Genomic DNA, 24,747 nt, shown 5'->3' on the forward strand with positions numbered 1-24,747 from the left:
TGATTTCCCTTAACTTTACCTTCGATTCACGTATTCCACCTCACATATGCGGGTCTGTATTTGTCATTCGGACAGGCGGTGGTGCAGCTGCAATTACCAGGGAACCAGCTACGGAGACACCTCGCTTTTGCAGCGCCAGCGCGCAGGCCTTCAAAGTGGCACCGGTTGTTGCTACATCGTCTACCAGCACCACCTTTCGGCCCGGTTTCCCGAAGCAGTAAATGCCACTTCTAATTCTTTGGGTTCTGGTTGCCCCCGATCTGCCGGATTGGTGCCCGCCCAAAGGCAGCGCCAAAATGTCGTCCACCCGCACCTTTTTGCCCGCCTTAGCTAGCTGTTCAGCTATTCCGAGTGCGAGTGGGCGACCGATGGGCACCCCAAATAGACGCCGTTTCCATGAGGGCGGAGCTGGTACTAGCGAGATTGGTCCCTCAATATCTTCCAGCAGTGGAGCTGCCGCTAGCTGATGTCCAATAAAGCGCAAATAGAAACCAGCATCTAGCCGCTTGTTATGCTTGAGCGAAATTACGCACTGGCGCAAGCGCCCCTGGTACCAGCCGAGGGCGAAGACTGAGGCAAGTGACACCCTCAGTGAAGAGGAAATTTCGAAAGGATTGCCACTTAGAGCGTCCCTGCACTTACTACACAGCTTCGTGTCCCAGTCTCCACAACCAAAACACTGCGTAGGCACCACCAGATCTAGAAAAGCTCCCATGTGACTATCCTGCTTCGAGCAGGCAGGGAAAACAGCCCTCTCCAACACGGCTGTGGATAGAGTGCCTGTGGACGAACCTAACCGGGATAGTTTAGAGAGCTTGCCTTAGTTTCTACGGATTTCCAACCCGCCCCAGACTTCACAAAGAGCCGCCCCAGCAGATCGCTCACCCGCACGGTTTGCGAAGGTCCACCCCGCAAAACTGCTGCGGCCCCCACCGGGCCCACCAGGTTAGTGGCCGGGGAGCCTGCCTCTTCTGTCTCGATATCTGGGGCCGAAGCCCCGTCAGCCTTAGCCAACACGGCAACGGTAGTTCCGTCAACCCAGCCCGCATCGCGAATTGACTGAATTGAAGAAGCCACCCGAACCGGATTTACCAACGCGGTGGGCATCCCCTTCTCGTCGCGATGCACCACCGCGACAAATGCCTCCTCGCTCCCATTCTTGTTGTTTACAAGAAGTACTGCCCGAGAACCATCTAACGATAGTGCAAGTTTAGAAACCGCAGTCTCGCCAAGCCACCTGGCAGCCACCGAGTGCAACTGCCCTGCTTCGTCAATTACGTCTACTTTTGCTGAATCCGCCGGTCCTGTCCAAACCCATCCCCGCCGATCTACGCTTGGACGCCGCAAATTCTTCCCCTGGTAGGCGACGATCGGACCCGACTCGCGAAACCACACCAAACCTGATTCCTTGTCGTTGGCCACCAACGGGGATTCGCCAACCGGAGACATTGCTGGGTCGACAAGCTTATAGGGGCGAGTCTTCTGCGAAGAAACCAGCTGGCGGGCATGGCCACCCGCGTCTGCAACTATGGCTCCTTCGCGCACTCCCAACAGCGAATCGGCATCGTAGCGCTGCTCGTCAGGATCCGTCCCTGCAGGCAAGGCAGTGCCAGAGGAAACTATGTTGAGCCGAGACGAACCTGTCATGCCAGAAAGCGTCCGCTCTATCTGCCCTCTGGCCCACCCCAAGTCTTTCGAAGAAAGCGTGCGCATGCCTCCGGACACTTTTACCGACAGTTCAGCCCCGTCGGCCTTGACTGTGTCGTCAAGGCTAGTGTTCTTGGGAATAAAAGTACGCACCGCGGGCGCTAGCGAGGGCGAAGGCCCGCCCAGCAGCAGCTTAACCAGGTTGGTTGACAGGCCCTGTCTGGGGAGCCAGCGTGGGTCAGCCACAAAAACTTTGGCATCGGTGGAAACAAAGTAGAGATTCCGTTTGGTGTAAGCAGTGTTAAAGGAATCGAGCGGGATCATTATGCCCTGCGGCAGCGACGTAATGCGCCACTGCCCATCGACCTTACCGAAAGTTATCTGAGCTCCCACCCTAGAGCCCACCTGGGTTGAATCACCTATTCCACTTTGGTCAATGCGCAATCTTCTGACCCCGTTGAGGCGCGAAATTTGTTTCCCCTGATCGTAAGTGACCCTGATAGCATCCTGAGTCACGTTTACCTCGCGCGCAGGATCCCAATTTTGGGATGCCTCCTTAGTTAGGTATTGCCTGGCAGTTGCAAAATCGTCATAAGTGCCAGCTGCGGCAGCACGCAAGAAATCCTCGGTTAATCGCTGCGGATCGGCATATTTCGTAGGAGGCGCCGCGAGCTGAGCCAGCGGATCTTGCACGTCCTGCTCAGGTTTGGCGGGAGTCACTGGCCCCGCGGTTGGCAAAGAAGCACAACCTGCAAGCAGCGACACCAAAGCAGCCGCTGCCACTAACCTACGCTTCACTGCGACCTCCCTGCTCTTCGTCGTATTCGCCCTCGGAAACGTCCTCCGGATCGGCTTCGAACATCGAGGGCGAAGCCTCCACCGAAAGTAACTCCAAAGATTCCTCGCCGTCGGCAGAAACCGAGCCCAGCGTGATGTCCTCGGGGTGGGTGCGCGACCATTGCGCTCTAGCCTGATCGAGCTCAGGATCAGAAATCTGTAGGGGCAACTCGGCAATGGGTACGTCCGTCTTGACGGGAACGACCAGCATAAAGGCGGAACCTGCCTGCGGGCACCCGATGACAGTTAAAAGCCCATTGTGAATGTGAGCGTCCTCGGCAGCAATCGCCAGCCCCAGCCCAGTCCCACCGGTAGTTCGCGCACGAGCCGGATCTGCCCTGTAAAAGCGATCGAAAACATGTGAGGCTACCTGATCAGTCATCCCCACTCCCCAATCGCGCACCCTCACCGCAACTGCGCTTTCTGAGCAAGCGACCGACACTTTTACAGGCTTGGCCTCTGCATGCTCCAAAGCGTTTGTGTACAAGTTCCGGATAATTCGTTCGATACGGATCGAATCTATAGCTGCCACAGCCGGCCCTGTGGTTTCAAAAATAGTCTCGACCCCGTTGGCCTGGGCCAGCGCCTCAGAATCGGAAATAACTCTAGCCGCAATCTGGCTTATGTCCATATCTTCGCGGGTAGAGAGCGCCGTATTGGCATCTATTCGGCTAATTTCCAGCAGATCAGACAGCATGCGCTCAAAGCGTTCGACCTGCTCGTACAAGATCACTGCCGAACGCGATTCCACCGGCCCCATGTCGCCTTTAGAATCGTGCAACACCTCCGCTGCCATGCGAATGGTGGTAAGAGGAGTGCGCAACTCGTGGGAAACGTCAGACACAAAACGCCTCTGCAAGTCAGCCAGAGTCTCGTAGTTCGCAATCTGTTCTTGCAAAGACTGGGCCATCTTATTGAAATTCGAAGCCAGGATCGACAGCTCGTTATCGCCCTCGACCTCGAGCCGCGCCCCCAGATCGCCCTCGCCAAACCTAGAAGCAGCAGCTGCCGCTCGACGCACCGGGGTGATCAGCTGGTAGGAAACCCCTATGATCGTGACCGTCAGAAGAATCAAAATAATCAACGTGCCCACGGCCAGCACCTGCACGATCATGTCAATAGTGCCCTGCTCCGGGGCAAGGGAATACACGATATAAAATTCGTGTGCCCCGGCCATAGGCAACGAAAGCGACTGGCCCACCACTATCCCCGGTACCTCTTTGCCCGCTACATTTAGCTTCACCGACTGCCATTGGGGGGTGGAATCAGCGGCTACAGCCTGGCGCATCTGCGTGGTAAGCACGCCCTGCAAAGAGGTGTCCGCCACCTCGTTGATGCGTACGCTAGAAGCCTCCTGGGGGCTGCGCAGCAGCATTACCCCAACAGCTCCGGCCCCCGCTGCGCTTTCCCGCTGGTCCTGCATAAGCTGGTAGGCCACATCTTGCAATTCGCCGCCGTCGGTAACATTCGACTGGTCTAGCACAGTTTGCACAGCAGCGCGCCGCACCGAAGCATCCGAGATGATCTGGTCGAGTCGAGACTGAAATAGCCCGTCGCGAATGTGCGAAGAGACGAACACCGAAAGCAGCAACATCATCACCGCAGTGGAGGCAACCAACACCACGGTAATAAACACTCCCAAGTTCTGGCGTACCGCCTTCACCAGGTATAGGTTTTGAAACCACTTTACCGGCCGTGAAACGGCTATCCTGTTCGCAAAGCTCACGCTTTGTCGCCACCGGCGCGGTAACCAACTCCGCGCACAGTCAAAACTATTGTGGGATGTTCTGGGTCCGACTCGATCTTGGAACGCAACCGTTGGATGTGTACGTTCACTAGCCTAGTGTCGGAAGCATGGCGGTAGCCCCACACTTCTTCTAATAATTCCTCGCGAGTAAACACCTTCCAGGGTTTACGCGCCAGGGTAACAAGGAGGTCGAATTCCAGGGGTGTCAGGCCCAGGTCCTTCCCGCCCCTGGTCACCTCGTGACCGGCAACATCGATCTGCAGATCACCGATGTGGATCTTTTCCGTTTCAGAATTATCCACGTGGCGAAGGCGCGCCCGTACCCTGGCAACCAGTTCCTTTGGCTTGAACGGCTTCGGAATGTAGTCGTCGGCACCGGCTTCAAGACCGCGCACCACATCGGTTGTGTCAGTTTTGGCAGTGAGCATCACGATAGGCACATCCGAAACCGTGCGAATACGCTTGCAAATTTCGATTCCGCTGAGGCCGGGCAGCATCACGTCTAACAGGACCAGATCAGGCTGGTCGCGTTCAAACGCCTCCAGCGCCTTGTCTCCGTCGGCACAGAAAGTCGCTTCAAACCCTTCTGCCCCAACGACGATGCCAATCATCTCGGCTAATGCTTCGTCGTCATCAACAACCAAAATCCGCGCACTCATTGAATTCCTATTCTGTAGGGATGGCCCCAGTTTACTTGGAAAGGTCCGGCTCTATGAAAATAGCAAGCTCATACTTTGGCAGCGATTGGCGAACTATAGACTCTGCAGCGTTGATGTGCTGGGAAATTTCTTTCCCCGTGGCTTTTTCAGCCACGGCTATTTTCGCAGCCACCAATACCTGCTCGGGCCCCAAGTGCAAAGTTTTCAGGTATATGAGGTTCAATCCTGCCTGTGCGAAACCCGCCCGCAAGAGTTTTTCCACCTTCGGAGTTACAGATTCCCCCAAAAGCAGCGATGCCATTTCGGAGGCCAAGAATGCCGCCACCACAATTAACAGCACACCGATCGCGGCAGAGCCAACCGCGTCCCAACGCCCGTTTCCGGTTGCCAGCGTGGCCCCCACCCCACCGAGGGCGAATACGAGCCCGGTAAGAGCCGCAATGTCTTCGAGCATCACCACGGGAATTTCGGGGGCACGCGAGGAACGTATGTAGCCCATCAGGGACTGGTTACCGCGCAGCGCCTTGGCTTCTGCCAGGGCAGTTCTCAGCGAAGTACCTTCGGCGACTATAGATATGAGCAGCACGAGCACCGGGACCCACCGCCAAGATGTGATCGGGTGAGGATCCACAAATTTGTCGTAGGCCTCGTAGAGGGCGAAGCATCCCCCAGCTAAAAATAGGACAATTGAAACCACAAAGGCATACAGGTAACGGGCCCTGGAGTAACCAAAGTTGTGCTCGTCGTCGGGAGCTTTGGCCGCCCTCTTCGAACCGAGCAGCAAGAGCCCCTGGTTGCCCGTGTCGGCAACCGAGTGAATACCTTCGGCGAGCATTGCCGACGAACCCGTAAGTGCCCATGCCGCAACCTTGGCGACCGCAATAGTCAAATTTGCGCCGGCCGCAGCAAAGATAGCCTTGTGAGACCCCTCGGCGCTCACTTTTGCTCGCTCTCAGGCAAGGTGGTGGCCTCGCTTGCCAAGAGAAGTGCAACCCCGTTGCGCACCGGGTAGGCAAGGCCCTGTTCTGGCTCTACCAGGTACTTGCCAGCCTCTTCGAGCTTGCGCCCGGTAGTTGGCGACACCAATATTTCCTTTACCCATTCACGCATGCGAGCTCCTACTCTGTGTCAGTACCTGGGGACGATGTTTCCTGTCCAGATATTACGCGCAGATAGCCACGTTTTCTTCCCACCTGACCTCTGGAAGCTGGATGGCGAGACAAAGCAGCATCCACTTCGCTAACCGCCCCCCTAGCAGACTGGTCCTCCCGGGGAGGTTTCGGGGCAGAAGCCTTGCGCACCTCGTTAGCGAGTGCCATGAGATCGTCGTCGGTTGGGTCGCGCTCTTCGAATTTCGTTTCCAACCTAATAACCTCCCACCCATTGGGCACGGTGAGCCGGTTGGCATGATCTGCGCACAGATCGTAGGCCTGGGGGGTCGCTTCCGTAGCCAGGGGTCCCAGCACGGCGGTCGCGCTGTCGTAGTCGAATGTCAAAGTAGCTACAGCAGGGCGGTTGCAGGTGGTTTTGAAGCAGGTGCGAATAGGTCTCACAAGTGCAGGTTACCTGTCCTGACACAATTTGGGCGTTTGGCAGCGCCGCCACGTGGCAAGTTGCTTCAGCCCACTCTAATTTCCTATAGAACGCCCAAAAGGGCGTACTCGCCACATATAAGCCGGATTAGAATACCCAAACTGGATAAACCAACTGTTATTCGCAATTTTGAGCTGTACTTTTTCTAACTCACTCAAATAAAAGCGACATCGCTTGGCGCAACAGCAATTAGGAGATGCTCCGGTGAAACAGCAAAAAATAATGCAGAGTCTAATAATTTGCGCTACAAGTTTCATTTCTTTTATCACGGTGCTAGTGAGCTACTATCCGGGAATTATCTACGGTCCCGACCTAGAGCAGCAGCTAGCCCAAGCTAATGGACACATCCCATTCAACGACTGGCATCCCCCGCTTATGGCCCTGCTGTGGCGCTGGGGTATACAACTGACCGGGAGAGATTCCGTTCTTTTCCTGGCCGAAACAGGTTTGTTCGTTGGTTCCTTTTTCCTTTTTGCTCTAGGCGGGTATTTAACTAAGAGGCTGCAGTGGTTTTGGGCTGTTGTGTTGTCTTTGGCTCCCCTATATGCTCCACTATTAATTCAATCAGGGCGGCTTTGGAAAGATCAGCTACTGACGTACATGATCCTCTTCGCTCTGGCACTCGTGTGGATTAGCGGCAAAGCTCGCCTTCATATTGTGCTTATCGCTGGTTTCGTGGTGTTCGCCGGCGCGGCAGTATTGTTGCGAGCCAATGGAATATTTGCCGTTCTTTTCCTGCTACCGCTTGCTGCACAGAAACTAAAATTAGCGGTAGAGGGCGGGGCAGGCCATCCACTTGGGGCTTCTGGGACAAAGTTCGTCCCCGTTCTATTCGCCCTCGTCGCGATATTTGCGGTGGCTACAGCAGGGATGGCAGTTGGAGTGCAAACCGTGGCCAAACCCGACAAAACCCATCAAATAGATCAGCTCTTCCTGGACGATCTGGTAAACGTGACCCCACCTGAACAAATAAAAGCACTGCCTGTATCGGAAGGCTTTAAGAATTACCTGGCTGGGGCAATAACGCGGTGCCACACCGAACCGCGCAAGCAAAATCTCATGTGGTTCACCTGCGCAGACGGCAAACAGGTTGAACTAAAAAGTGGTACCAAGGTGTTCTCGGGGATTTACCACTACCACGGCGATTTCCAAAAAGCATGGCTCGCAGTGATCCCCCGTCACCCGCTTAGGTACACTGCCTATCGGGTGGAGGCGTTTACGCGTTTTGTATTCGATACCTGGTCCCCCACAGTAGGAAAAATCTCCGGTCATTTCTCGCCCCGCTTCCCTCACCTGTTTACAGCAACCACGTTTTACACAGATACCACGTGCACAAGGTGGGCTCCTTTGTTCTTTTGCCCGGCATTTTACCTGGTCTGCAACGTGTTTACTCTGGCCTATCTACGTCGCCATAAGGCGGCCCTGCAGTGCGAGAACTATTCGTTCGCGCTGTGGTTGTCGGCGGCCTCTTTATTTTGGCTGATAAGCCAAATTCCCCTAGTTCCGGTTCCAGACTATCGCTATGCCTACTTCTCGATTGCTTCCACCGTGCTCGCCCTCGGCCTGCTCTGGGGAGGACGCAAGCAAAAGATTTCTTGCCTGGAGGGCTAGGCCGTTGTTACCGCAGAGCGCCCCGGGTGGACTCCGTTTTGCCGGTTGTAGCAAGCTCGCTAAAGTTTGAACCGTGAGTATTAGAAGGGACAGGCACGGCCGCGGCCGGAGGGGGATTTTACTGTCCCCGCAGCTTCCGGGTGCTCTTACCCGCGCTCAACTCTTCGACAGGGCCGTAGTAGCAAACGCCCGTTCTTTAGCGGCTGGATTTCCCACAATTTCCGATTGGGAATTCGCTGTCGAGGACGTTCCCCCATCGGATCCAGCCCCTTGGGAACGCCAAATACCAGTCTTGGCGCGCACATTTACAGGCAGTAGGGGCTCAGGATTGAAACCTCGCGTGGTCCTATATCGAATCCCGCTCAGCAGCCGCGCCTCGAACCAGAAAGAACTAACGAAGCTAATCAGATTAGTCCTAGTGGATCAGATTGCTTCCACCCTCTCGATACCCCCAGACGAGGTGGATTCGGATTTCGATCCTAACGGATTCTGACTGCCAGTGCCGTTAGCTCCTGGGCAGATTTAGAACCCGAGAAGGTCGAGATTCCATCCTGGTAGGTGATCCCGGAAATAGCAACCGGTCCACTTGCGTTCCAAACCCAGCTCCCCTCGGGCAGTTTCATTTTGGCACTGCCCATCGGGCCCACCTCTAGGTTGTGCTTTTGCCCGTTGGGGCCGGTCAAAACTACTTTTGCCCCAGCCACGGAAGTTGCGTATACCTCTGCGTCTAATTTTGGCATGGTGATTGTGCCGGAGGTGTCGCCCTCTTGGGCGCTGGTCCAAGAAAAGTCATTGTTTTGCGCCTGTTTGCTTGCAACAACTAACGGCTGATCGGAGCGAATCAACAGGCCCCCGCGCCCCTGCCCCAAACCATCTAGAGAGAGCTCTGTTACGGTTCCCGCCTGAATTTTTATATCCCCGCCGGCCACTGGAGAGGATTTATCCCCTTCTATGCGGATAACCTGAGCTTTCGCTGGCCGAGCCCCCGGATTCGTCAGTTGCAGTTTGGCATTTGCGAATCCCGCTCCAGCAATTAGGTTAGTTTTACTAGCTGAGCCCGCTGCTTCAATTACCTCGCTGCCCAGGTGGTCGAGCCCCTTCGATTCGGATTGGAATACCCAGGCGCTGATTCCCCGCCCCGAGGCGGTAAGTTGTAGTGACAGCCGTTCAGAATCGGGAGCGATGCCCGCCAGCGGGAGACGCACAGATTTGTGTCCTTCCACACGCAGGCGAGATTGTACTAGGTCTGCCGGGCCAGTTTTGGTGTACCCGCGTAAAGTTACCGTGGTGGCCGTTGGGGCAGGGTTAGAAAGGAGCAGAGAGGACTCGCTCCCCGTCTGGGTTGACGCGCCCAGTAGCCACAGGGAATTTTGCGGTTGCTCACAAGCAGAAATGTCAGCTTTTTCGTTGGTCAGAGTACCCACGGGCACGGCTGCCTCGTTGCCTACTGGGGCCGCCATTATTTGGCTCCCATTTTGCCCAATAGGGCTATCGGCTACCGCGCTTATTTCGGCCTCGCCCCCACTTTGGGTGAGACCGTTTACTATTGCTGTCCCCTTTTGTTCTGTTGGGGCGCACGCTGCGTAGTTTGGCCCCAAATGCCCTGTAGCGTAGATCGGCTTCTCTACGCCACCAATCCCTGAGGTGGGGTTCCAGGCGGCTAAAGCGCCCACGGCTCCGGCTAGAACCAGGCCAGAAACCAGTCGGGCTACTTGCCTAATTTCCATGTCACCTGCTCCTTCCGTTCTGGCCAGAAGAGGGCGCCCCCAAGTACCAGAAGCGTAAAAGCAACTCCCAACCGCCACGGCCACAGCCATAGCGGGTTAGCGTTCACCTTCAGGGTGCCTTTGAGGTGGGCGGGGACTGTGAAAGTCTGATTTGCCTTCCCCTGTACGGCTTTCAGGCGCTGCCCACCGATGCTTGCATGCCAGCGGGAAGAGGAACGCTCGGAAAGCTTTAGCTCCCGTTCGTGCGAGGAAGCTTCGACCTCAGTGCGTGCGCTCAGGTACCCGGACGGGAGGGGCTTACTTTCGAGCCGTAGCCGTACCCCCTCGGGGCGCACGCGCCAGAGGAGCCCTAAGTCGTTTGCCCCGGAGCGTTCTAGCCCGTGGCCTGCATCGATGTTTTCTGCCAGGGTGCGGGCTTTTAGCTGCTGACTCGTTTGCGCTTCGGTACCCGCTGCCCCAAGAACTTCCCGCGGCAGTATGATCTGGCCAATCCCGTAGTCCGCAAGCCCTCTGGAAACATTTGTACCCGTTGCAGAAAGTAGGTCTGCTACGAGCCGTCGCGCCAGGGTTGCGCTGTAATCCGTGCGGGGAGCCAGCCTAGAAAGGACGTTGGAGTCGGTGAGCGAGGGGGAGCTGGTACGCAGCAGTTCCACGTCTACCCCGTTCTTCGTTGGGCGTAGAACCATTACCTTTGAACGGCGCCCAGAATCTTGATTTCCCGCCTGGGTGGCAGGAACGTAGCGAGCTGGGGCGGCTTCGAAGCGGCCGGAAATTACGGGCCCCAGCGAGTAGATTGCACCGCCCGCCGCGCAAGCAAGCACAAGTAGGCAGGTAAGTGCCCCGACAGCACGCAGTGGCTTCGCCCTCCAGGGGCGGCGGAGGTATTCGATGGTGACGAGACCGGCCCCAGCTAGTCCGCTCCATTCCAGTGACAGCCCCGGCCCGGGCCAAGCGGAAACTAGTTGCCCGTTGACGCCTTGGCCAGCTGTTACGTGTAGCGCGGCAACAGCTATCGACGCCCCGAGGGCGACAGCTAGCCACGGCAGCACTTTAGGTAGAGCACGCTCCACCAAAAAGAGCGAGACCAAGGCCGCCCCCAACAGTGCAACTGCGAGCGGAAGTAGCCAAGGCAGATTTTGTACCCCGCCCAGCAAGAGCTGCCAAACTTCAAGTTTTTCAAAGCCCAATGGCCTACCTGCAGTAGAAAATAACGCTGTAGCCGCGTGGCCGCGAATGCCGGCTTGAACGAGGGCGGGAACGATCGCCACCACTGTGGGGAGTGGAGATAGAAAAGCGATTAGGCCCCCCGGTTTCCGCACAGCCGTAAGATAAATGCCGACGCCTAGGTAAGCTGCTACCCCAATTACGGCAAGCACAGGGGAGGCAGTACCAAAGATGAATAGGGCTGCCGCCCCAACTAGTGCCCTCCTATGTGGCTTGCCTAGCTGACCAGCTATCTCACGCCCCTCAACTCCGTAAGCCAGGTGGGGGGCATGTGCTCTGGCCAGACCTGCAAGTCCCCAAAATAACAGGGGCAAAAAGGCGTGCGCCAAAGACGGCGCAAGACGCCCCTGGGCCATTCCCACCAAGAAAAATGGGGCACACATCCACCCCAGTGCCCCTGCGCTGCGCGCGAAGGGCGAACGGGTCAGGATTCCACTGGCCAACCAGCCGGTGAAAAGGGCTATAAAAGGTAAAAACGCGAACAGGCCAATGAGCGTCTGAGTGGGCCGAATTCCCACTAGCGCAAAGGGGGCGGTAAAGATAGCCAAGACGATGTGTATGGGGTCGGCCATACCAGCCTCGCCAAGGCCTGAGGGAATCCAGGCAGAAAAAGCAGCTTCTAGCAGATCGCGCCACCTGCTGGGCAGGTCCTCCCAGGCTGCCCCGGCCGGGTGTGCCCAAACCTGCCTGGTCAAAAACAAGTTCAGCACGAGCCCGAAAACGGCGACTGCGCCAAGTGCCGCCCTTTCGCGGCCTTGCCTAGCTAGCACTTGGGCCGCTCCCACCGGTTCAAGTGGCGCAGGCTGGGCGGCATCCAACTCAATTTTCTTGGCAATCTTGCGTTCGGTACGCACCTGGGAGTGGGTAAGCTCCAACGGCTTGAGCTTCGACCTCGGCATTACTTTGGCACGTCTAATGCGACTTCGGCCAGCCCAGACCTTGCCCGGTTGGGAAAGGAACTGGCCGGCGGCCCGCAGGTATGCGGCACCATCCTGGCGGTGCAGGTGGGTCAGGCCACTTAGCCACCGCACCACCCCTTGCCCGGCAGCCCATACGGCAACTAACGGAACTAAAAACCAGGGAACCGCCAGAGCTGCGTTGTAGTAGCGAGCCCTGCGCGCCTCGACAATATCCTTGCGCTGGCCGCGCATCGACTCTTGCGCATGGCGGACCTTGGCCTTGGCAACTAACGTTACGCGGTTTCCTGCTAGGTGCAAACGACGCCCTAATTCCAGGCCCTCGCCGTAGCGGCCGGCTGCCGGGTCTAGCCCACCGGCTGCTTTAACTTTTCGCCACTGCAGCAACAACCCCGCAGTTCCTAGCGCCAGCACGTCCGAACGATCGTCGTATTGGCCCTGGTCAATGTCGTCGTTTAGGGGCATGCGCCACCCCGTGCGCGTAGCCTCAATACCTGCGCTTAGCAGTTTATTGCCCTCAAAATCTAATTGGGTAGGCCCGCAAGCTGCGATAGAACGCCCATTTTCGAGTTCCCTGCAAAGCAGCTCCAAGCACTCCGGCTCCGGAGCGCTGTCGTCGTGCAGCAGCCAAACTAGCTCTTCCTCGACCTCGGAAATTTGGGCTAGGGCCTGCCCCACAGACTTAGCCCCTGGCACCGAAATAATGTCTACCCAATCCGAGTCGACCTGTTTTAGTTCAAAAGAGTTAGAAGTATCTACGACACTTACGCGATCGGGCTTTACGGTGGAAGCGAGTAGAGCCTGCAGCGTCCGCTCCAAGTATGAGCTGGCGCCGGGCGTGAATACTAAAACCCGCACCGGGGCAAAGGCGTGGGCAGTGGAAAGCTTGCCGTTCAAACTGCTTTGCGACGCAAACGCCGCCGCTCACGTTCAGAAAGCCCGCCCCAAATCCCGAAGCGTTCGTCGTTTTCGAGGGCGTATTCCAAGCACTCCTGCCTTACTTCACAGGCTGCGCACACATTTTTTGCCTCGCGAGTGGAGCCGCCTTTTTCTGGGAAGAAGGCTTCCGGATCTGTTTGTGCACAAAGGGCGCGTTCTTGCCAGGCCAGCGGGCCTTCGAGCACGTCCATGTCGGCATACTCAGTACCGAAGGCTTGGGTAAGATCTAGATCACCTTCGCCAAGTATGTTCCACACAGCGCCCCCTTTATTGGATACAAATCTAAACTACATCCGTGTCATTAGTCTATGCCACGAGCATACATGATAGCGAGCCCTACTTTTGTGTCCCTCCCCTTCTGCCCCCTCGCGCTTCGGCATCATTGCGCGCGAAACTAAATTTATTTGGCCTTTATTATTGGAAGTATGAATCTTGTATCACTTGTTCGAGACTTGGACTCTAGGGTAAGCCCGGCCCTCACCTCTTACATTGGGGGCGAGCGTTTGGAACTTACCGGGCACGTTCTGGCCAACTGGCTTTCGAAGATCGCCAATCTGATCGTCTCTAACGAGGGCGGCCCCACAGCGGGGGTGTTGATAGATCTTCCCCTGCATTGGCGCTCTGTGTGTTGGACGGTGGGAACCTGGCATGCCAGCGCTCCCGTGGGTGGGCCCGAGCCAGTTTGGGCAGTGACAGATAATCCCGAGAAGGCGACTAGTTGGGTAGACCAGCAGGCAGCCGAGCAGGTTTCTATTTTGTCGCTGCCCGCCCTCGACCTAACGTACCCGGGTTCAGTTCCGGCTGGTTGCGTGGATGCGGCCGCCGAAACTATGGCTAATGCTGATTCGCTGGTTTGGGCGGAAGAGCCGGATCCAACCGTGGCCCTTTTCGAGGGCGGGCCTACCTTTGCCGAGGTAAATAGCATTTCCGCCCTCCCCCCGCAGCGCCTGGTGATAGGGGGAAGTCTAAATGCAGTGTGCTTGCAATGCGTCAGAATGTGGGCCGGGGGCGGGTCTGTAGTGTTAGTTCCGCCAGAAGCTACAAGTGGGGAACTGGAGAAGATTATGCAGACTGAACGCGCGGGCTTAGGGGACGTCAACCTGGGCTAGGTGCCCAACTCCTCGTGCTCGCACGCTCCCGTCGGCGGCATCTATAAAAATACCGTGCCCACGCGGCAGGATCATCTCGGTGGCTTTGGTACCAACTGTTGCCTCCCCGTCCAGGCAGGTCAGAATCCTAGGGCCGTGGCCGGGCAGAGGCCGCCATTCCTTGCCGAGCTCGGCGAGTGAAAGCTCAAAGTCGTCTACGGGGGCGTAGTAGACCGCGGTCCAATTGTTTACCCATTCGGGGGCTATACGAACCGGTGGCGCCGCAGAAAAATCGGTACACCGCAGCGCTTCTCGGGCATCCACGTACTTTTCCGTCAGTCCGGCGCGCAGCACATTGTCTGAGGCAGCCATGAGTTCTAAGCCCAGGCCCGACATGTAAGCGTGGATGTGCCCACAGGGAATGAACAAGGTTTCTCCACGCCGCAGCGTGACGGGATTGAGTAGTAGCGAGAGTACAGCTCCGGCGTCACCTGGGTATTCCTCGCCGAGCTCACAGGCTATGGTGTCGGCACGTTTTGAGGGCGTGGTGCCCCGGTCGATACGGTCCCTGCATGCCACCACTACCTCGTTTACCGCTGCTTGGTCGGGTGCCGTGTCGGGATCCATCAGTTGGGTGGCGATCGTACGCATCCCGCGGGCGTTAGTTTGCCTGTCCAAGATGTCGAACAGTTCGCGGGCAAGTGGGGCCGCGAGCGCCCGCAAGATCTCGCGCGCCTTTCGGGGGGCACGAAAACCCACTACTGCCTGAAAGTCGGTTAGGGCCATAAGCATTTCGGGCTTGTGGTTGGCATCTCTGTAGGAGCGCCAGGGCGAAGTGCGGTCTACTCCCTCGGCTTCTTCTTTGGCATACCCTTGCATCGCGATTTCTTTGGATGGGTGTACTTGCAGGGATAGCGGGCGCGCGGGGGCGACGTATTTCATTAGAAATGGGAGCGTTTCGCCGAATCGATCCACCGTGTCTTGCCCTAGTGCGGCCAACGGGTCTTTTTGGATGTGCTCGGCTAGGGTGCCGCCCTCTTCCAGCAGGGTTGGGGCAATAGGATGGGAGCCGTACCAGATTTCTGCTACGGGGCGAGAATCGGCACTTTCCCGAAGTAGCGCAGGCAGCGCGCTCTTCGATCCCCACGCGTAGCGTTGTTTAGCTCCGCTAAGCTTCAGCATTAGGGAATTTTCCTTCCTCGAGCCTGCTGGTACAGCTCATACCATTGGCTGCGGTCTAGTCTCACCTGTTTGGAGCATGCGCAGGCCCGGATGCGTTCCGGCTTGGTCGTCCCAATTATTGGTTCGATACGCCCCGGGTGTTTTTCCAACCATGCCAATACTACGGCCTCGGCAGGTTGGTTTTGCGCACGGGCGATTTTTTGCACTGCACGAGCGGTTGCTTGGTCACCTTCTTGGGGGTGGTCTTTGGTGAAACGGCCCTGGTCGAGCGGGCCCCAGGCTTGAAGTTTGAGGTTCTGCTCTAGGCACCATTCAACTGTGTGCGGGTCGAAGTTAGCCTGTGAGGGCGTGTTGAAGTCTACCTCGGCGTCTACGAAAGCGTGGTGGCCCAACGATAGTTGCAGCTGGTTTACCGCCAGCGGGACATATTTGCTCCATGCCCGCAGTTGGGCCGAATGCATGTTGGACACGCCAATTTGGCCCACAATTTTTTGTTCGAGCAGCTGTGTCAGCGCCTTCGCTACTGCCTGCTTATCGGCTAGAGGATCGGGCCGGTGTATCAGCAGGGTGTCTAGATGATCGACCCCGAGCCGCTCGAGTGAACCGGCAACGGAACGTTTGAGGTGCTCGCTGGTTTGTTCGTACCTGGGCACCCCTTTTAGGTGAATGCCAAATTTGGTTTGAATTTTGAAGTGGCTGCGCAACTCTTTGTCGGCCTTGAGGGCGGCCCCTATCGCCGCATCGGCACGCCCATCTTTGTATATGTCGGCAGTGTCGATTGTGCCGATTCCAACTTCTTTTGCTGCTCGCAGAGCGGCAAGTGCCTGGGTTTTGTTGGCTTCTGTAAGCTGAGTGCCTTCCCAGGAGCCGCCGAGCCCCATTGCGCCGTAAATCATGATTAAACAATAGCGGGGGCACCGTCTGGGTGCTCCCGCTAGAGTTTATTGCTAATTATTTCTGTTTGGGATGGGTCATAGAAGCCACGTCGAGGGCGGCGTCCAGATCCTGTTCGCTTATTTCACCGCGTTCTACAAATCCGAGGTCGATGGTGGACTCGCGAATAGTGATGCCTTCCTTTACCGCGTGCTTGGCGATCTTGGAGGCTGCCTCGTAGCCGATGATTCGGTTTAGGGGGGTTACGATCGAGGGCGAAGATTCCGCTAGTTCCTTGCAGCGCTCGACATTCGCTTTTAGGCCGTCAACGGTTTTTTCGGCTAGGGTCGCGGCCGCATTACCAACTATGTTAATAGATTCGAGTAGGTTTGCAGCCATTACTGGGAGCATCACTAGCAGATCGAAGTTCCCCTGTGCGCCCGCGAAGGCGATGGTCGAATCGTTGCCGATCACCTGAGCTGCCACCATAACCGTCGCCTCTGGCACTACCGGGTTGACCTTGCCGGGCATGATCGAGGAACCGGGTTGCAGATCCGGTAGAGCCAGCTCGCCAATGCCTGTACGGGGGCCGGAGCCCATCCAGCGCAGGTCGTTACAAATCTTCACTAGCGAAACAGCTACCGTTCGGATGGCCCCCGACATTTCAACTAGGGAATCCTGGGCGGCTTGGGCTTCAAAGTGGTTAGGGGCCTCAGTAAACGGTAGGCCGGTGTTTTCGGCGATTAGCTCAATGACGCGCTGGCTAAATCCCGTAGGCGTGTTGATACCGGTACCAACCGCGGTACCGCCTAGCGGCAGCTCACAAAGTCGCGGCAGCGCGCCCTCGATTCGCGCGATGCCGTTGCGAATCTGCATGGCGTAGCCCGAGAATTCTTGCCCCAACATTATGGGGGTGGCATCCATCAGGTGGGTACGTCCGGATTTGACTACGTCTTTAAATTCTTCTGCTTTCTTTTCTAGCGAGGCTTCTAGTTTTTTGAGCCCGGGCAGGAGCACTTCGTTCACGGCCTGCACGCTGGCGATATGAATGGAGGTTGGGAACACGTCGTTAGAAGATTGCGAGGCGTTTACGTGATCGTTTGGGTGAACTGTCTGCCCCTTGATGTGACTTGCCAGGGTGGCAATGACCTCGTTGGTGTTCATGTTGGAAGAGGTACCCGAACCAGTTTGGAAGATGTCGATTGGGAATTCCTGGTCGTGCTTGTTTTCAATTACCTCTTCGGCGGCCTGTTGAATGGCCTTCGACGTTGCTTCGTCGATTACGCCCAGTTCCAGGTTGGCAATTGCGGCGGCACGTTTTACCTGACCGAGGGCGGCAATGTGGTGGTCTGAAAGAGTCTTTCCCGAGATCGGAAAGTTTTGCACTGCGCGCTGCGTCTGTGCAGCATAGAGGGCATCCTTTGGCACCTTTACCTCGCCCATAGTGTCATGTTCAATACGGAATTCGTCAGCCATTGACTTGTCTCCTATTTTGCTAGTCGGTGGCGCGAAGCGCCTTACAACTATTGTCTCGCACACATTTTTCTGTGGCTAGTCATAAGTCCCAGCGGGTACTCGCCAGCTGTGATTTTGGCCAGGGAGGAATATTTTTGTGGAAATTTTGCCTATTTCGGCTGTAGGGTCTTATTCCGATGAAACAAGCTAGCACACACCCTGCGATAACTTCGGCAGGTAAGTTCCGCACTGAGCTGCACGGGCTGCGGGCAGTGTCAGTTTTGATGGTCGTTGTCTACCACGTTTGGATTGGGCGCGTTAGCGGCGGCATAGACATCTTCCTGCTTATTTCCAGTTACCTTTTGATGCAAACGTTTTTGCGCAGGATTGACCGGGGTGGGCCATTAAATGTGGTCCAGTACTGCCTGAAAGCTTTCCGGCGGTTGATGCCGCCAGCTGTGATCACGATTCTTGCCACCTTGGCGCTAGTATTTTTCTTCTACCCGCCAGAGCGCCTGCGCGGAGCACTTGCCGAAGCTTTCTCTTCGGCTGCCTACTACGAGAACTGGTATTTGGCTTTTACTTCGGCTGACTACTATGCGAATAAGGACCAGGTAAGCCCCTTCCAACATTTTTGGTCTTTGTCTATTCAGGGGCAGATTTTCTTGGCTTGGCCTATTTTGATTCTGCTTACCGTGTGGGTGGCCCGCAAAATAAAGGTGCGCGAGCGTACCGCCCTGTGGGTGGTCTACGGAACCATATTTGTCTGTTCCCTAGCTTGGTCCGTCTACCTAACCAATGCCAACCAAACCTACGCGTATTTTTCAACTTTCACGAGGCTGTGGGAGTTCGCCATGGGAGCACTTTTTGCGTTGGCGCTGCCCCCGTTTGAAAGGCGTTTTAATTTCGGGCCTAATTACGAGGGCGATCCTAGCTACATAAATAGGCTTGTTCGTGCTGTGGTCGCCTGGGTAGCTTTCATTGCTATTTTGCTGTGCGGAGTTATTTGGGATGTGCAGGGTGGTTTCCCAGGTTTTATGGCTTTGTGGCCTACCACTGGGGCACTTTTGGTGATTGCTGCAGGCCGCACCTATCTGCCTTGGGCTGCGGACAGGCTGCTGTCTACACGCCCGCTACAGTATCTGGGAGACATCTCTTATTCTCTTTACCTAGTGCACTGGCCTCTGCTGATAACCTTGACGGTTACTGCCAAGGACGGCCACCCCGGCTGGCTCCGCAAAATAGCTGTTTTAGTCGGGGCCATTGCTGCTGCTGGTCTAATTACTAAGTTCGTCGATGCTCCAATTCGCTACTCAAAGTGGCTAAATCAAAAGCGTCGCCGCTCTGTCACAGTAATTGCAGTTGCTGCAGTGGTTGGCCTGCTTCCCATTTCTGGGGCCAGCATTTATTTAGATGGAAAGATCAAGAAGGCCGAAGCTAGGGCACATCTCAACAATCCTGGCGCAGCAATTCTTATTACAGGGAAGAATCCGCCCTCCAAGGCACAGATTTTGCCTTTGAAAACAGAATTATCTGGCGACTGGGTGGGACTTTCTAACGAAGATTGCAACGCTAAGTGGTCCCCCGCTGACAAGCATTTGGCGGACGTGTGCCAGTCTGAGCCGGTAGCTGACCCCAAGAAGAACGTGGTGCTAATAGGTAATTCTAGGCTCCAGCAGTACTCTGGCATGATCGCGCAGGCAGCACCCAAACTTGGGTGGCAACTATTCGGCTTTTACTTTGGTGGTTGCACCTTTATGGGCGGAGATCCGTCTAAGGCTAGTCGCGAGGACGAAAAGGTCTGCCTAGAAAACAACGCTAAGCTACAAAAATATGTACTTGAGAAGAAACCAGACTTGGTGATTTTTGAAGATACCTACTTACCTAAGGATGGAAAGGAACAACTTCCGCCAAATATTGCCCAGGCTGCACAAAAGTTCACTTCTGCGGGCATCGATGTACTGGGCATCCGAGACATGCCTAGGCTAAAAGAGCAACCTTTGACTTGTCTCGCCGATAAGAGCGTCGACCAGTGTTCTTTTGCCGCTTCCAAGCTCTTTGCTGACCCCTCCCCTGCGGCTGGCCTTCCACAGGAAGTTTCGGGACCGGGCAGGTACTATCAGATTGATCCAATCCCCTGGATTTGCCCAGGGGGCACCTGCCGCCCAATAGTGGGCAACATTTACACTATGCAGGACACCAACCACATTTCGGGCACCTATTCCAGATCCATGGGCGCCCTATTTGTGAGAGAGGTTCAAAATCTCGGTCTTACCAACTAGGTATGCGGGTTTTAGTTACGTTACGGGTAGCATGAAGATGTTTTGTACCGCCGAACAGGAGATGCCATGACAACTCGGCCGCTAGTTTCTATTGTCACTAGAACCAAGGACCGCACTGTCTTGTTGGAGCGAGCACTGCTGGATTGCGCCAAGCAGACCATGCGGAATTTTGAACTAATAGTAGTAAATGACGGGGGCGCTCCGGCTCCAGTAGATGCACTTTTGGAAAAGCACGCCACTGCGTTAGAGGGCCGTGCGCGGGTTATCCACAACGAAACCTCGCTGGGCATGGAGCGAGCTTCCAATATTGCAATTGAGGCATCGACCGGCCGCTATATCTGCATTCACGACGACGACGACACCTGGTCCCCCCGGTTTTTGGAAAAGACTTCGCAGTTCTTGCAGGATCACCCCACCTACGGGGGCGTTGCTGTGCGAACTGAAATAGTTTTGGAACGCCTGGAGGGAAATACGGTAACCGAGATTGGGAGGGAACCCGCCTGGCCCGAGATAACCCAGTTCTCGCTTTCGAAACTCATGAGCTCTAATATCGCGGTGCCCATTTCCTGCATGTACCCGCGCGCGGTCATTGACGACCTTGGGGGGTTCCGCGACGATCTACCTGTGGTTGGCGATTGGGAATTCCATATTCGCCTCGCGGCCCGTTACGACGTCGGTTTCCTCGATGGCGCCCCTTTGGCCTTCTGGCATCAGCGCCGCAACCAGGGCGGGGTTCTTGGCAACTCGGTATTTGCCGGGGCTGAAAAACATCGCTATTTCGAACTCAAGGTGCGCGACGAATACTTGCGCGAATATGCGAAAAAAAATGGTATGGGAGCCTTGCTTTGGCAGGCTGCGATGTTCAACGAGCTGCGGGCCGGGCAAGAGACCGCTTTCGGGTGGGCAAAGTGGAAAGCCAAGAACTTCCTCGCCTCGCGCCGTGGGAAAAAGAAATAAGTTATAGATAGTTTTAGGGGGCAGCCTTCAGGCTGCCCCCTAAAACTATTGTCCACTACTTTGAAATAGTCATCCTGTATAGGAAGGCTGCCATCGCGTTGCGATCAATCGGCTGCCAGGGGCGGAAAGTCTGATCTTCCTTCCACCCAGTAGTCACCCCACTGTTGTAGGCCCAAAAGATGTCGTCGGCAAAGGCCATCCCCTTTTTCACATCGCGCAACCCATGCCGATCAGCCGTATCAGCAACCATCGCTAGAGCCTTAGAGGAAGGGTACTTAGCCCTGAACTCAGGAGTCTGCACATACCGACGCAAGAACGCCGCCATCGCATTACGATCAATAGGCTGCCACGGACGGAACTCCTTATGCCCACGTACGTCCCAACCCGTGGTAATCCCACGCTCAGCGGCCCAGGAAATCTCCTTGTAGAAAATGTTACTTGGGGTTACATCCTTAAAAACCTGCTTCTTTGGGGTATAAGCAGGAGAACCAGCCAACCGATAAAGGTAAGCCGCCATCGCATCACGATTAATCTTATTAAACGGCCTATAAGTCCCATCCGGCCAACCAGTAGTAACTTTCTGATCCTTCAACCACTTAATCTCGGAAGCGAAAGGACTAGAAGCCTGCACATCTGAAAAGACTTTTCCTTGCGGCTTAGCAAGCTCCTCCGGAGCGGGCTTGGGCTTTTCCGTCTTTGCAGGGTTGGGTTGCTCGCTAGGAGCAGGCTTGGGCTTTTCCGTCTCCGCAGGCGTTCCCCACTTGGGGAACAAGGTCCAATCTTGCTTGATTTCTGTATTTGCGTCTACCTTTCCCCATTCCAGAGTTGGAGTACGGTACCATTCGAGCGCTTCCTCGCCCTTGCTGTTCTTTACCTTAGGTAGCTCGCCGACCTTCTGCCCAACAGTCAAATAGCGAGTATCAGGATTGGCGCCCTCTCCCCTGGTGTCGAATTTCAAATACACTCCGTTTTGGGCGCGTTGTTGGCGTTCAGTTTGGTAAACGCGCACATAATCGACGTCAATCTTGGCGTTCTGGTAGTCCAGAGCAGTCCCTTTAGGTCTTCCTGCCCAATCTTCCGGAGCCTTCAGACCCATGTTGAGGATCAGATAGAATTTCTTATCAAATGGGGCAAGAGCTGGGGAATCCTTGTGGATACTACCATTCTCCTTGTTTTTCCAGGAAGAATCCCAATGCTTGTTTCCATAAATGTTGCCACTGGCTTTTTCCTGCGCTGATCCCTCTGGACCATGGGTATCCTTGCGGCCATATTCCTTGCCATCCATGTAGAAGACAAAACCTTCCGGGGTCCAGTCCATTGCCCAGGTATGCCAGCTACCTGCCAGATCGCCATTCTTTAGTGAAAAAGCCTGCGATCCACTATCGCCACCGTAGCGCGTCGAGGTAGCACCGGAGGTGTGCAGTACCGTCTGGTTTTGCTCTGGAGTGGCCGAACGCGGGTATTCAATCCAATCGATCTCTCCGTCCCTTGGCCACCCGTAGGGATTTTCCTCTGGCATCATCCACAGCGCCGGCCAAGTACCCGGAGCTGAATGAAACCTGACGCGGGCTTCGTAGTGGCCAAATTTCCAGGTCTTGTGCCCGGCGGTCTGGATTCCAGCCGAGGCATCCTTTCCCTCCACCTCGGGCAATGGCCGGGCCTGCAAGCGAAGATACCCGTCCTTCAGCACCAGGTTAGACTTCTCCGGATTTGCCGGGTCGAACTTGTTCTGATATACCATCGCCCCGTTCGCATACGGCTTGTTAGTCGATATATCTCCCCAGGCCGGATCTAGATTGGTGCCGTTAAATTCGTCGCTCCACACCAACTCGTATCGTTTTCCACCGGAAGTAACGGTGCGGGGAGCAGGGGCGAAGGTTTGCTCGTCCGCACTCGCAGCCGGGGCTAAGAGCCCAGCCGCCACAACGGAGGCGGCAGCCGCAATGGGGACCAATAAGTGTTTTGCCATGTAACCCTCAATTAGATTAAAGATGTATATTAGACGCTCTCATAATACCTGGTAGATCCGGTCACAATCCGTGCCTTTCTTCTCATATTTCGGTTAGTGCTTAGCTAAAATTTGCTTTGACCGAACTAATAGTTTTCAGGAGCACACATGCAAAAAGGGATCCTGTTGGCAGCGCCGCTGGCACTAGCACTCACCGCCATATTTGTGCCCGCGCAGGGAGCTCAGGCCGAAGAGTCTGACATTCAGCCTGAAGCCTGCGTTGCCAGCCCGAATGGCCACGCGAAGTCCGAACCCGTTCCTCGTACGGTCACAGCCGAGGGACGCACCTACGACTTGGTTTGGAATGACGAGTTTTGTGGCGGGGGTGTCGACTGGAACAAAAAATGGAATAAGCACGGAGAGCCCGAAAATGGACCTTTTAGCTACCCAAGTGTGGAAGGCCCCAAGACTGATCCAAATTCAAACCTATTCGTGGAAGACGGGGCTTTAAATATTAGGGCCCATCCTGCCAGTGGGCTGAACAGTCGAAAGATCCCCATTGTTGCAGCCTCAGGTTCGATCTCGACGCGCGACCACGCGGCTTGGAAGTATGGTCGCTTTGAAGTGCGCCTTCGCACTCCCGGTGAACACGGCACCTGGCCAGCATTTTGGCTCATGCCCAAGCAAAACCCCTACGGTTGGCCGAAAGACGGCGAATTAGACTGGTTCGAAAATCTGGGAGACGCTTGGGCGCGGAAAATCAACTTCACCTCAATCCATGCTTCCACAGTCCCCTGGAATACCCGCCGCTCCGAGAACGACCATGCTACAGACGCAGATTCAAAGTCTATTGGCCCGGTGGACCTACCCGGTTCCTACCACACCTGGACTATGGACTGGAGCCCCTCCGGTTTTGTGTTCTACGTAGACGGCAAAGAATATTCGCGCCGCTCCGCCTGGCAAAATCAGTGGATTCGCCCCGACGGCTCGCACTACCAGGGGGCGATGCCCGAACCGTTCGATAAAAAGTTCTACGTCATAGCCAATTTGGCTATGGGCGGATGGGCAGCCCGGCCTGACAAGAGGACGGACTGGTCTAAGACCTTCCAAATCGACCATTTTAGGGTCTACCAGACAAAAGAGCAGCAGCAAGGCCAAAATCTCGCCTACGTGAAATACCAGACCGGCGGCTATGGCGAGCAGCCGGCCGCCCTCAAAGATCAGCCGGTAGGCACCCGCATAACCAATCTGCCTAACCTGTCTGATCCACGCGCTCACTTTGAGGGCTGGTATTTGGACGCAAACTTCACCAAACCGGTAAATGAGGGCTTCACATTGGAAGATGACACCGTCTTGTTTGCCAAGTGGAATCCCCGTCACCCCAAGGTGGCTACTGCCCCTGCACCGAGTTCAAACCCGTTCAAAGACGTGACTACAGGGAGTCCGTTTGCCGCCGAGATCGCTTGGATGAAAGATTCAAAGACCTCTACAGGCTGGCCCGACCACACCTTTAGGCCCTACAACAAGATCAATCGCGATGCCATGGCCGCGTTCATGTACCGAATGGCAGGCTCGCCTGCATACAACGCCCCTGCCAAAGCAACGTTCAAAGATGTGCCCAAGGCGAATATCTTCTACAAAGAAATCAGTTGGATGAAAGATAGCGGCATCACAACAGGTTGGGCTGACGGGACTTTCCGCCCCTTCCAGCCGGTAGAACGCGGTGCAATGGCTGCTTTCCTATATCGTTTCTGCGACAAATATCCTACCAAGTGCTCCCCCGATGTAGCGACTAAGATATACCAGCCCGTCTACAAGGATCTGTTTAAGGACGTCCGCTACAAACACAACAACGATCTGCGAGTGGCACCGTTCCACCACGAGATTGGCTGGCTAAAAGATGCTGGAATAACTACCGGGTGGCCAGATGGCAATTTCCGCCCCGTCGACTCTATCGACCGAAATGCTATGGCAGCATTCATCTACAGGGCAAAAAACAATAAGCGTTAAACGCTGATGGGAGGGCAGCCAAAGCTGCCCTCCCATTTTTTATTCGTCTTA

At 55.7% G+C, this 24,747-nt stretch carries 20 protein-coding genes; 6 read left to right on the forward strand and 14 right to left on the reverse strand.

All coding sequences use genetic code 11. The annotated features are described in order from the left end of the window. Positions 1 to 40: 40 nt before the first annotated feature. The 7 genes from G437_RS0102075 to G437_RS0102105 all read right to left on the reverse strand — a co-directional run bounded on the left by G437_RS0102075 (position 41) and on the right by G437_RS0102105 (position 6,443). Positions 41 to 715: a ComF family protein gene (locus G437_RS0102075; protein WP_024330942.1), complete on the reverse strand. Its 675-nt coding sequence runs from the start codon at positions 713 to 715 to the stop codon at positions 41 to 43. Positions 716 to 792: 77 nt separating this feature from the next. Continuing rightward, a complete protein-coding gene (locus tag G437_RS0102080) occupies positions 793 to 2,445 on the reverse strand; it encodes an LpqB family beta-propeller domain-containing protein (RefSeq protein ID WP_024330943.1) in 1,653 nt (550 codons plus the stop codon). Then, positions 2,435 to 4,210, reverse strand: coding sequence for an MtrAB system histidine kinase MtrB (gene mtrB, locus G437_RS0102085; protein ID WP_024330944.1), 1,776 nt, complete (start codon positions 4,208 to 4,210; stop codon positions 2,435 to 2,437). The genes G437_RS0102080 and mtrB overlap by 11 nt, the downstream gene beginning before the upstream one ends. Then, positions 4,207 to 4,890 (reverse strand): MtrAB system response regulator MtrA, encoded by a 684-nt coding sequence (mtrA, locus tag G437_RS0102090; RefSeq protein ID WP_024330945.1) that lies wholly within the window; start codon positions 4,888 to 4,890, stop codon positions 4,207 to 4,209. Before mtrA ends, mtrB begins: the two co-directional genes overlap by 4 nt. A 31-nt stretch (positions 4,891 to 4,921) precedes the next feature. Then, the gene (locus G437_RS0102095) at positions 4,922 to 5,830 is read right to left on the reverse strand and encodes a cation diffusion facilitator family transporter (protein ID WP_029769171.1); all 909 of its coding nucleotides are present in this window, start codon (positions 5,828 to 5,830) and stop codon (positions 4,922 to 4,924) included. Then, the gene (locus G437_RS11300; protein WP_101590512.1) at positions 5,827 to 6,000 is read right to left on the reverse strand and encodes a Trm112 family protein; all 174 of its coding nucleotides are present in this window, start codon (positions 5,998 to 6,000) and stop codon (positions 5,827 to 5,829) included. The genes G437_RS0102095 and G437_RS11300 overlap by 4 nt, the downstream gene beginning before the upstream one ends. A gap of 8 nt (positions 6,001 to 6,008) precedes the next feature. After that, positions 6,009 to 6,443 (reverse strand): DUF3499 domain-containing protein, encoded by a 435-nt coding sequence (locus G437_RS0102105; RefSeq protein ID WP_024330946.1) that lies wholly within the window; start codon positions 6,441 to 6,443, stop codon positions 6,009 to 6,011. A 316-nt stretch (positions 6,444 to 6,759) separates the two neighbouring features. Here G437_RS0102105 and G437_RS0102110 point away from each other — a divergent pair, with 316 nt between their 5' ends. Both G437_RS0102110 and G437_RS11125 read left to right on the forward strand, forming a co-directional pair. Continuing rightward, complete coding sequence (locus G437_RS0102110; RefSeq protein WP_141739490.1) at positions 6,760 to 8,094, forward strand: hypothetical protein; 1,335 nt, start codon at positions 6,760 to 6,762, stop codon at positions 8,092 to 8,094. 73 nt (positions 8,095 to 8,167) lie between these two features. Continuing rightward, complete coding sequence (locus tag G437_RS11125) at positions 8,168 to 8,587, forward strand: metallopeptidase family protein (protein WP_081638880.1); 420 nt, start codon at positions 8,168 to 8,170, stop codon at positions 8,585 to 8,587. On the opposite strand, the gene G437_RS0102115 is transcribed toward G437_RS11125, so the two are convergent. From G437_RS0102115 to G437_RS0102125, 3 genes are read right to left on the reverse strand one after another with little or no spacing between them, the layout of a single operon-like run. Continuing rightward, complete coding sequence (locus G437_RS0102115) at positions 8,574 to 9,821, reverse strand: DUF5719 family protein (protein ID WP_024330948.1); 1,248 nt, start codon at positions 9,819 to 9,821, stop codon at positions 8,574 to 8,576. The genes G437_RS11125 and G437_RS0102115 overlap by 14 nt on opposite strands. Then, a complete protein-coding gene (locus G437_RS0102120; protein WP_024330949.1) occupies positions 9,803 to 12,859 on the reverse strand; it encodes a glycosyltransferase family 2 protein in 3,057 nt (1,018 codons plus the stop codon). The genes G437_RS0102115 and G437_RS0102120 overlap by 19 nt, the downstream gene beginning before the upstream one ends. Then, positions 12,856 to 13,092, reverse strand: a complete 237-nt coding sequence (locus tag G437_RS0102125) for a WhiB family transcriptional regulator (RefSeq protein WP_176744646.1) — start codon at positions 13,090 to 13,092, stop codon at positions 12,856 to 12,858. Before G437_RS0102125 ends, G437_RS0102120 begins: the two co-directional genes overlap by 4 nt. 234 nt (positions 13,093 to 13,326) lie before the next feature. Here G437_RS0102125 and G437_RS0102130 point away from each other — a divergent pair, with 234 nt between their 5' ends. Next, positions 13,327 to 14,010 carry a TIGR03089 family protein gene (locus G437_RS0102130; protein WP_024330951.1) on the forward strand — a complete coding sequence of 228 codons (684 nt, stop codon included), beginning with the start codon at positions 13,327 to 13,329 and terminating at the stop codon, positions 14,008 to 14,010. Here the strand turns inward: G437_RS0102130 and manA are convergent. The 3 genes from manA to G437_RS0102145 are packed head-to-tail and all read right to left on the reverse strand — an operon-like array spanning position 13,987 to position 17,520. Then, positions 13,987 to 15,171: a mannose-6-phosphate isomerase, class I gene (gene manA / locus G437_RS0102135; protein ID WP_024330952.1), complete on the reverse strand. Its 1,185-nt coding sequence runs from the start codon at positions 15,169 to 15,171 to the stop codon at positions 13,987 to 13,989. The genes G437_RS0102130 and manA overlap by 24 nt on opposite strands. After that, positions 15,171 to 16,067, reverse strand: coding sequence for an aldo/keto reductase (locus tag G437_RS0102140; RefSeq protein ID WP_034490139.1), 897 nt, complete (start codon positions 16,065 to 16,067; stop codon positions 15,171 to 15,173). The genes manA and G437_RS0102140 overlap by 1 nt, the downstream gene beginning before the upstream one ends. A gap of 55 nt (positions 16,068 to 16,122) precedes the next feature. Next, positions 16,123 to 17,520 (reverse strand): class II fumarate hydratase, encoded by a 1,398-nt coding sequence (locus tag G437_RS0102145; RefSeq protein WP_024330954.1) that lies wholly within the window; start codon positions 17,518 to 17,520, stop codon positions 16,123 to 16,125. Positions 17,521 to 17,696: 176 nt separating this feature from the next. Between G437_RS0102145 and G437_RS0102150 the strand changes: the two genes are divergently transcribed. Both G437_RS0102150 and G437_RS0102155 read left to right on the forward strand, forming a co-directional pair. Beyond that, entirely contained in the window at positions 17,697 to 19,781 is a 2,085-nt protein-coding gene (locus G437_RS0102150) for an acyltransferase family protein (protein WP_024330955.1), read from the forward strand. Positions 19,782 to 19,847: 66 nt separating this feature from the next. After that, positions 19,848 to 20,738: a glycosyltransferase family 2 protein gene (locus tag G437_RS0102155; protein ID WP_024330956.1), complete on the forward strand. Its 891-nt coding sequence runs from the start codon at positions 19,848 to 19,850 to the stop codon at positions 20,736 to 20,738. A 55-nt stretch (positions 20,739 to 20,793) separates the two neighbouring features. Here the strand turns inward: G437_RS0102155 and G437_RS10845 are convergent, their stop codons facing one another. Next, entirely contained in the window at positions 20,794 to 22,707 is a 1,914-nt protein-coding gene (locus G437_RS10845; RefSeq protein ID WP_024330957.1) for an S-layer homology domain-containing protein, read from the reverse strand. Between the two features lie 147 nt (positions 22,708 to 22,854). Here G437_RS10845 and G437_RS10850 point away from each other — a divergent pair, with 147 nt between their 5' ends. Then, positions 22,855 to 24,696 (forward strand): S-layer homology domain-containing protein, encoded by a 1,842-nt coding sequence (locus G437_RS10850; RefSeq protein WP_024330958.1) that lies wholly within the window; start codon positions 22,855 to 22,857, stop codon positions 24,694 to 24,696. Positions 24,697 to 24,747: the final 51 nt, after the last annotated feature.

This window comes from Winkia neuii subsp. neuii DSM 8576, from assembly GCF_000420405.1.
GTDB classification, from domain to species: domain Bacteria; phylum Actinomycetota; class Actinomycetes; order Actinomycetales; family Actinomycetaceae; genus Winkia; species Winkia neuii.

Coding starts and splice junctions, on each gene's coding strand:
- G437_RS0102075 (WP_024330942.1), bottom strand. CDS start 715: ATGGGAGCTTTTCTAGATCTGGTGGTGCCTACGCAGTGTTTTGGTTGT.
- mtrA (WP_024330945.1), bottom strand. CDS start 4,890: ATGAGTGCGCGGATTTTGGTTGTTGATGACGACGAAGCATTAGCCGAG.
- G437_RS11300 (WP_101590512.1), bottom strand. CDS start 6,000: ATGCGTGAATGGGTAAAGGAAATATTGGTGTCGCCAACTACCGGGCGC.
- G437_RS0102115 (WP_024330948.1), bottom strand. CDS start 9,821: ATGGAAATTAGGCAAGTAGCCCGACTGGTTTCTGGCCTGGTTCTAGCC.
- G437_RS0102125 (WP_176744646.1), bottom strand. CDS start 13,092: ATGGACGTGCTCGAAGGCCCGCTGGCCTGGCAAGAACGCGCCCTTTGT.
- G437_RS0102130 (WP_024330951.1), top strand. CDS start 13,327: ATGAATCTTGTATCACTTGTTCGAGACTTGGACTCTAGGGTAAGCCCG.
- manA (WP_024330952.1), bottom strand. CDS start 15,171: ATGCTGAAGCTTAGCGGAGCTAAACAACGCTACGCGTGGGGATCGAAG.
- G437_RS0102140 (WP_034490139.1), bottom strand. CDS start 16,067: ATGATTTACGGCGCAATGGGGCTCGGCGGCTCCTGGGAAGGCACTCAG.
- G437_RS0102145 (WP_024330954.1), bottom strand. CDS start 17,520: ATGGCTGACGAATTCCGTATTGAACATGACACTATGGGCGAGGTAAAG.
- G437_RS0102150 (WP_024330955.1), top strand. CDS start 17,697: ATGAAACAAGCTAGCACACACCCTGCGATAACTTCGGCAGGTAAGTTC.
- G437_RS0102155 (WP_024330956.1), top strand. CDS start 19,848: ATGACAACTCGGCCGCTAGTTTCTATTGTCACTAGAACCAAGGACCGC.
- G437_RS10845 (WP_024330957.1), bottom strand. CDS start 22,707: ATGGCAAAACACTTATTGGTCCCCATTGCGGCTGCCGCCTCCGTTGTG.
- G437_RS10850 (WP_024330958.1), top strand. CDS start 22,855: ATGCAAAAAGGGATCCTGTTGGCAGCGCCGCTGGCACTAGCACTCACC.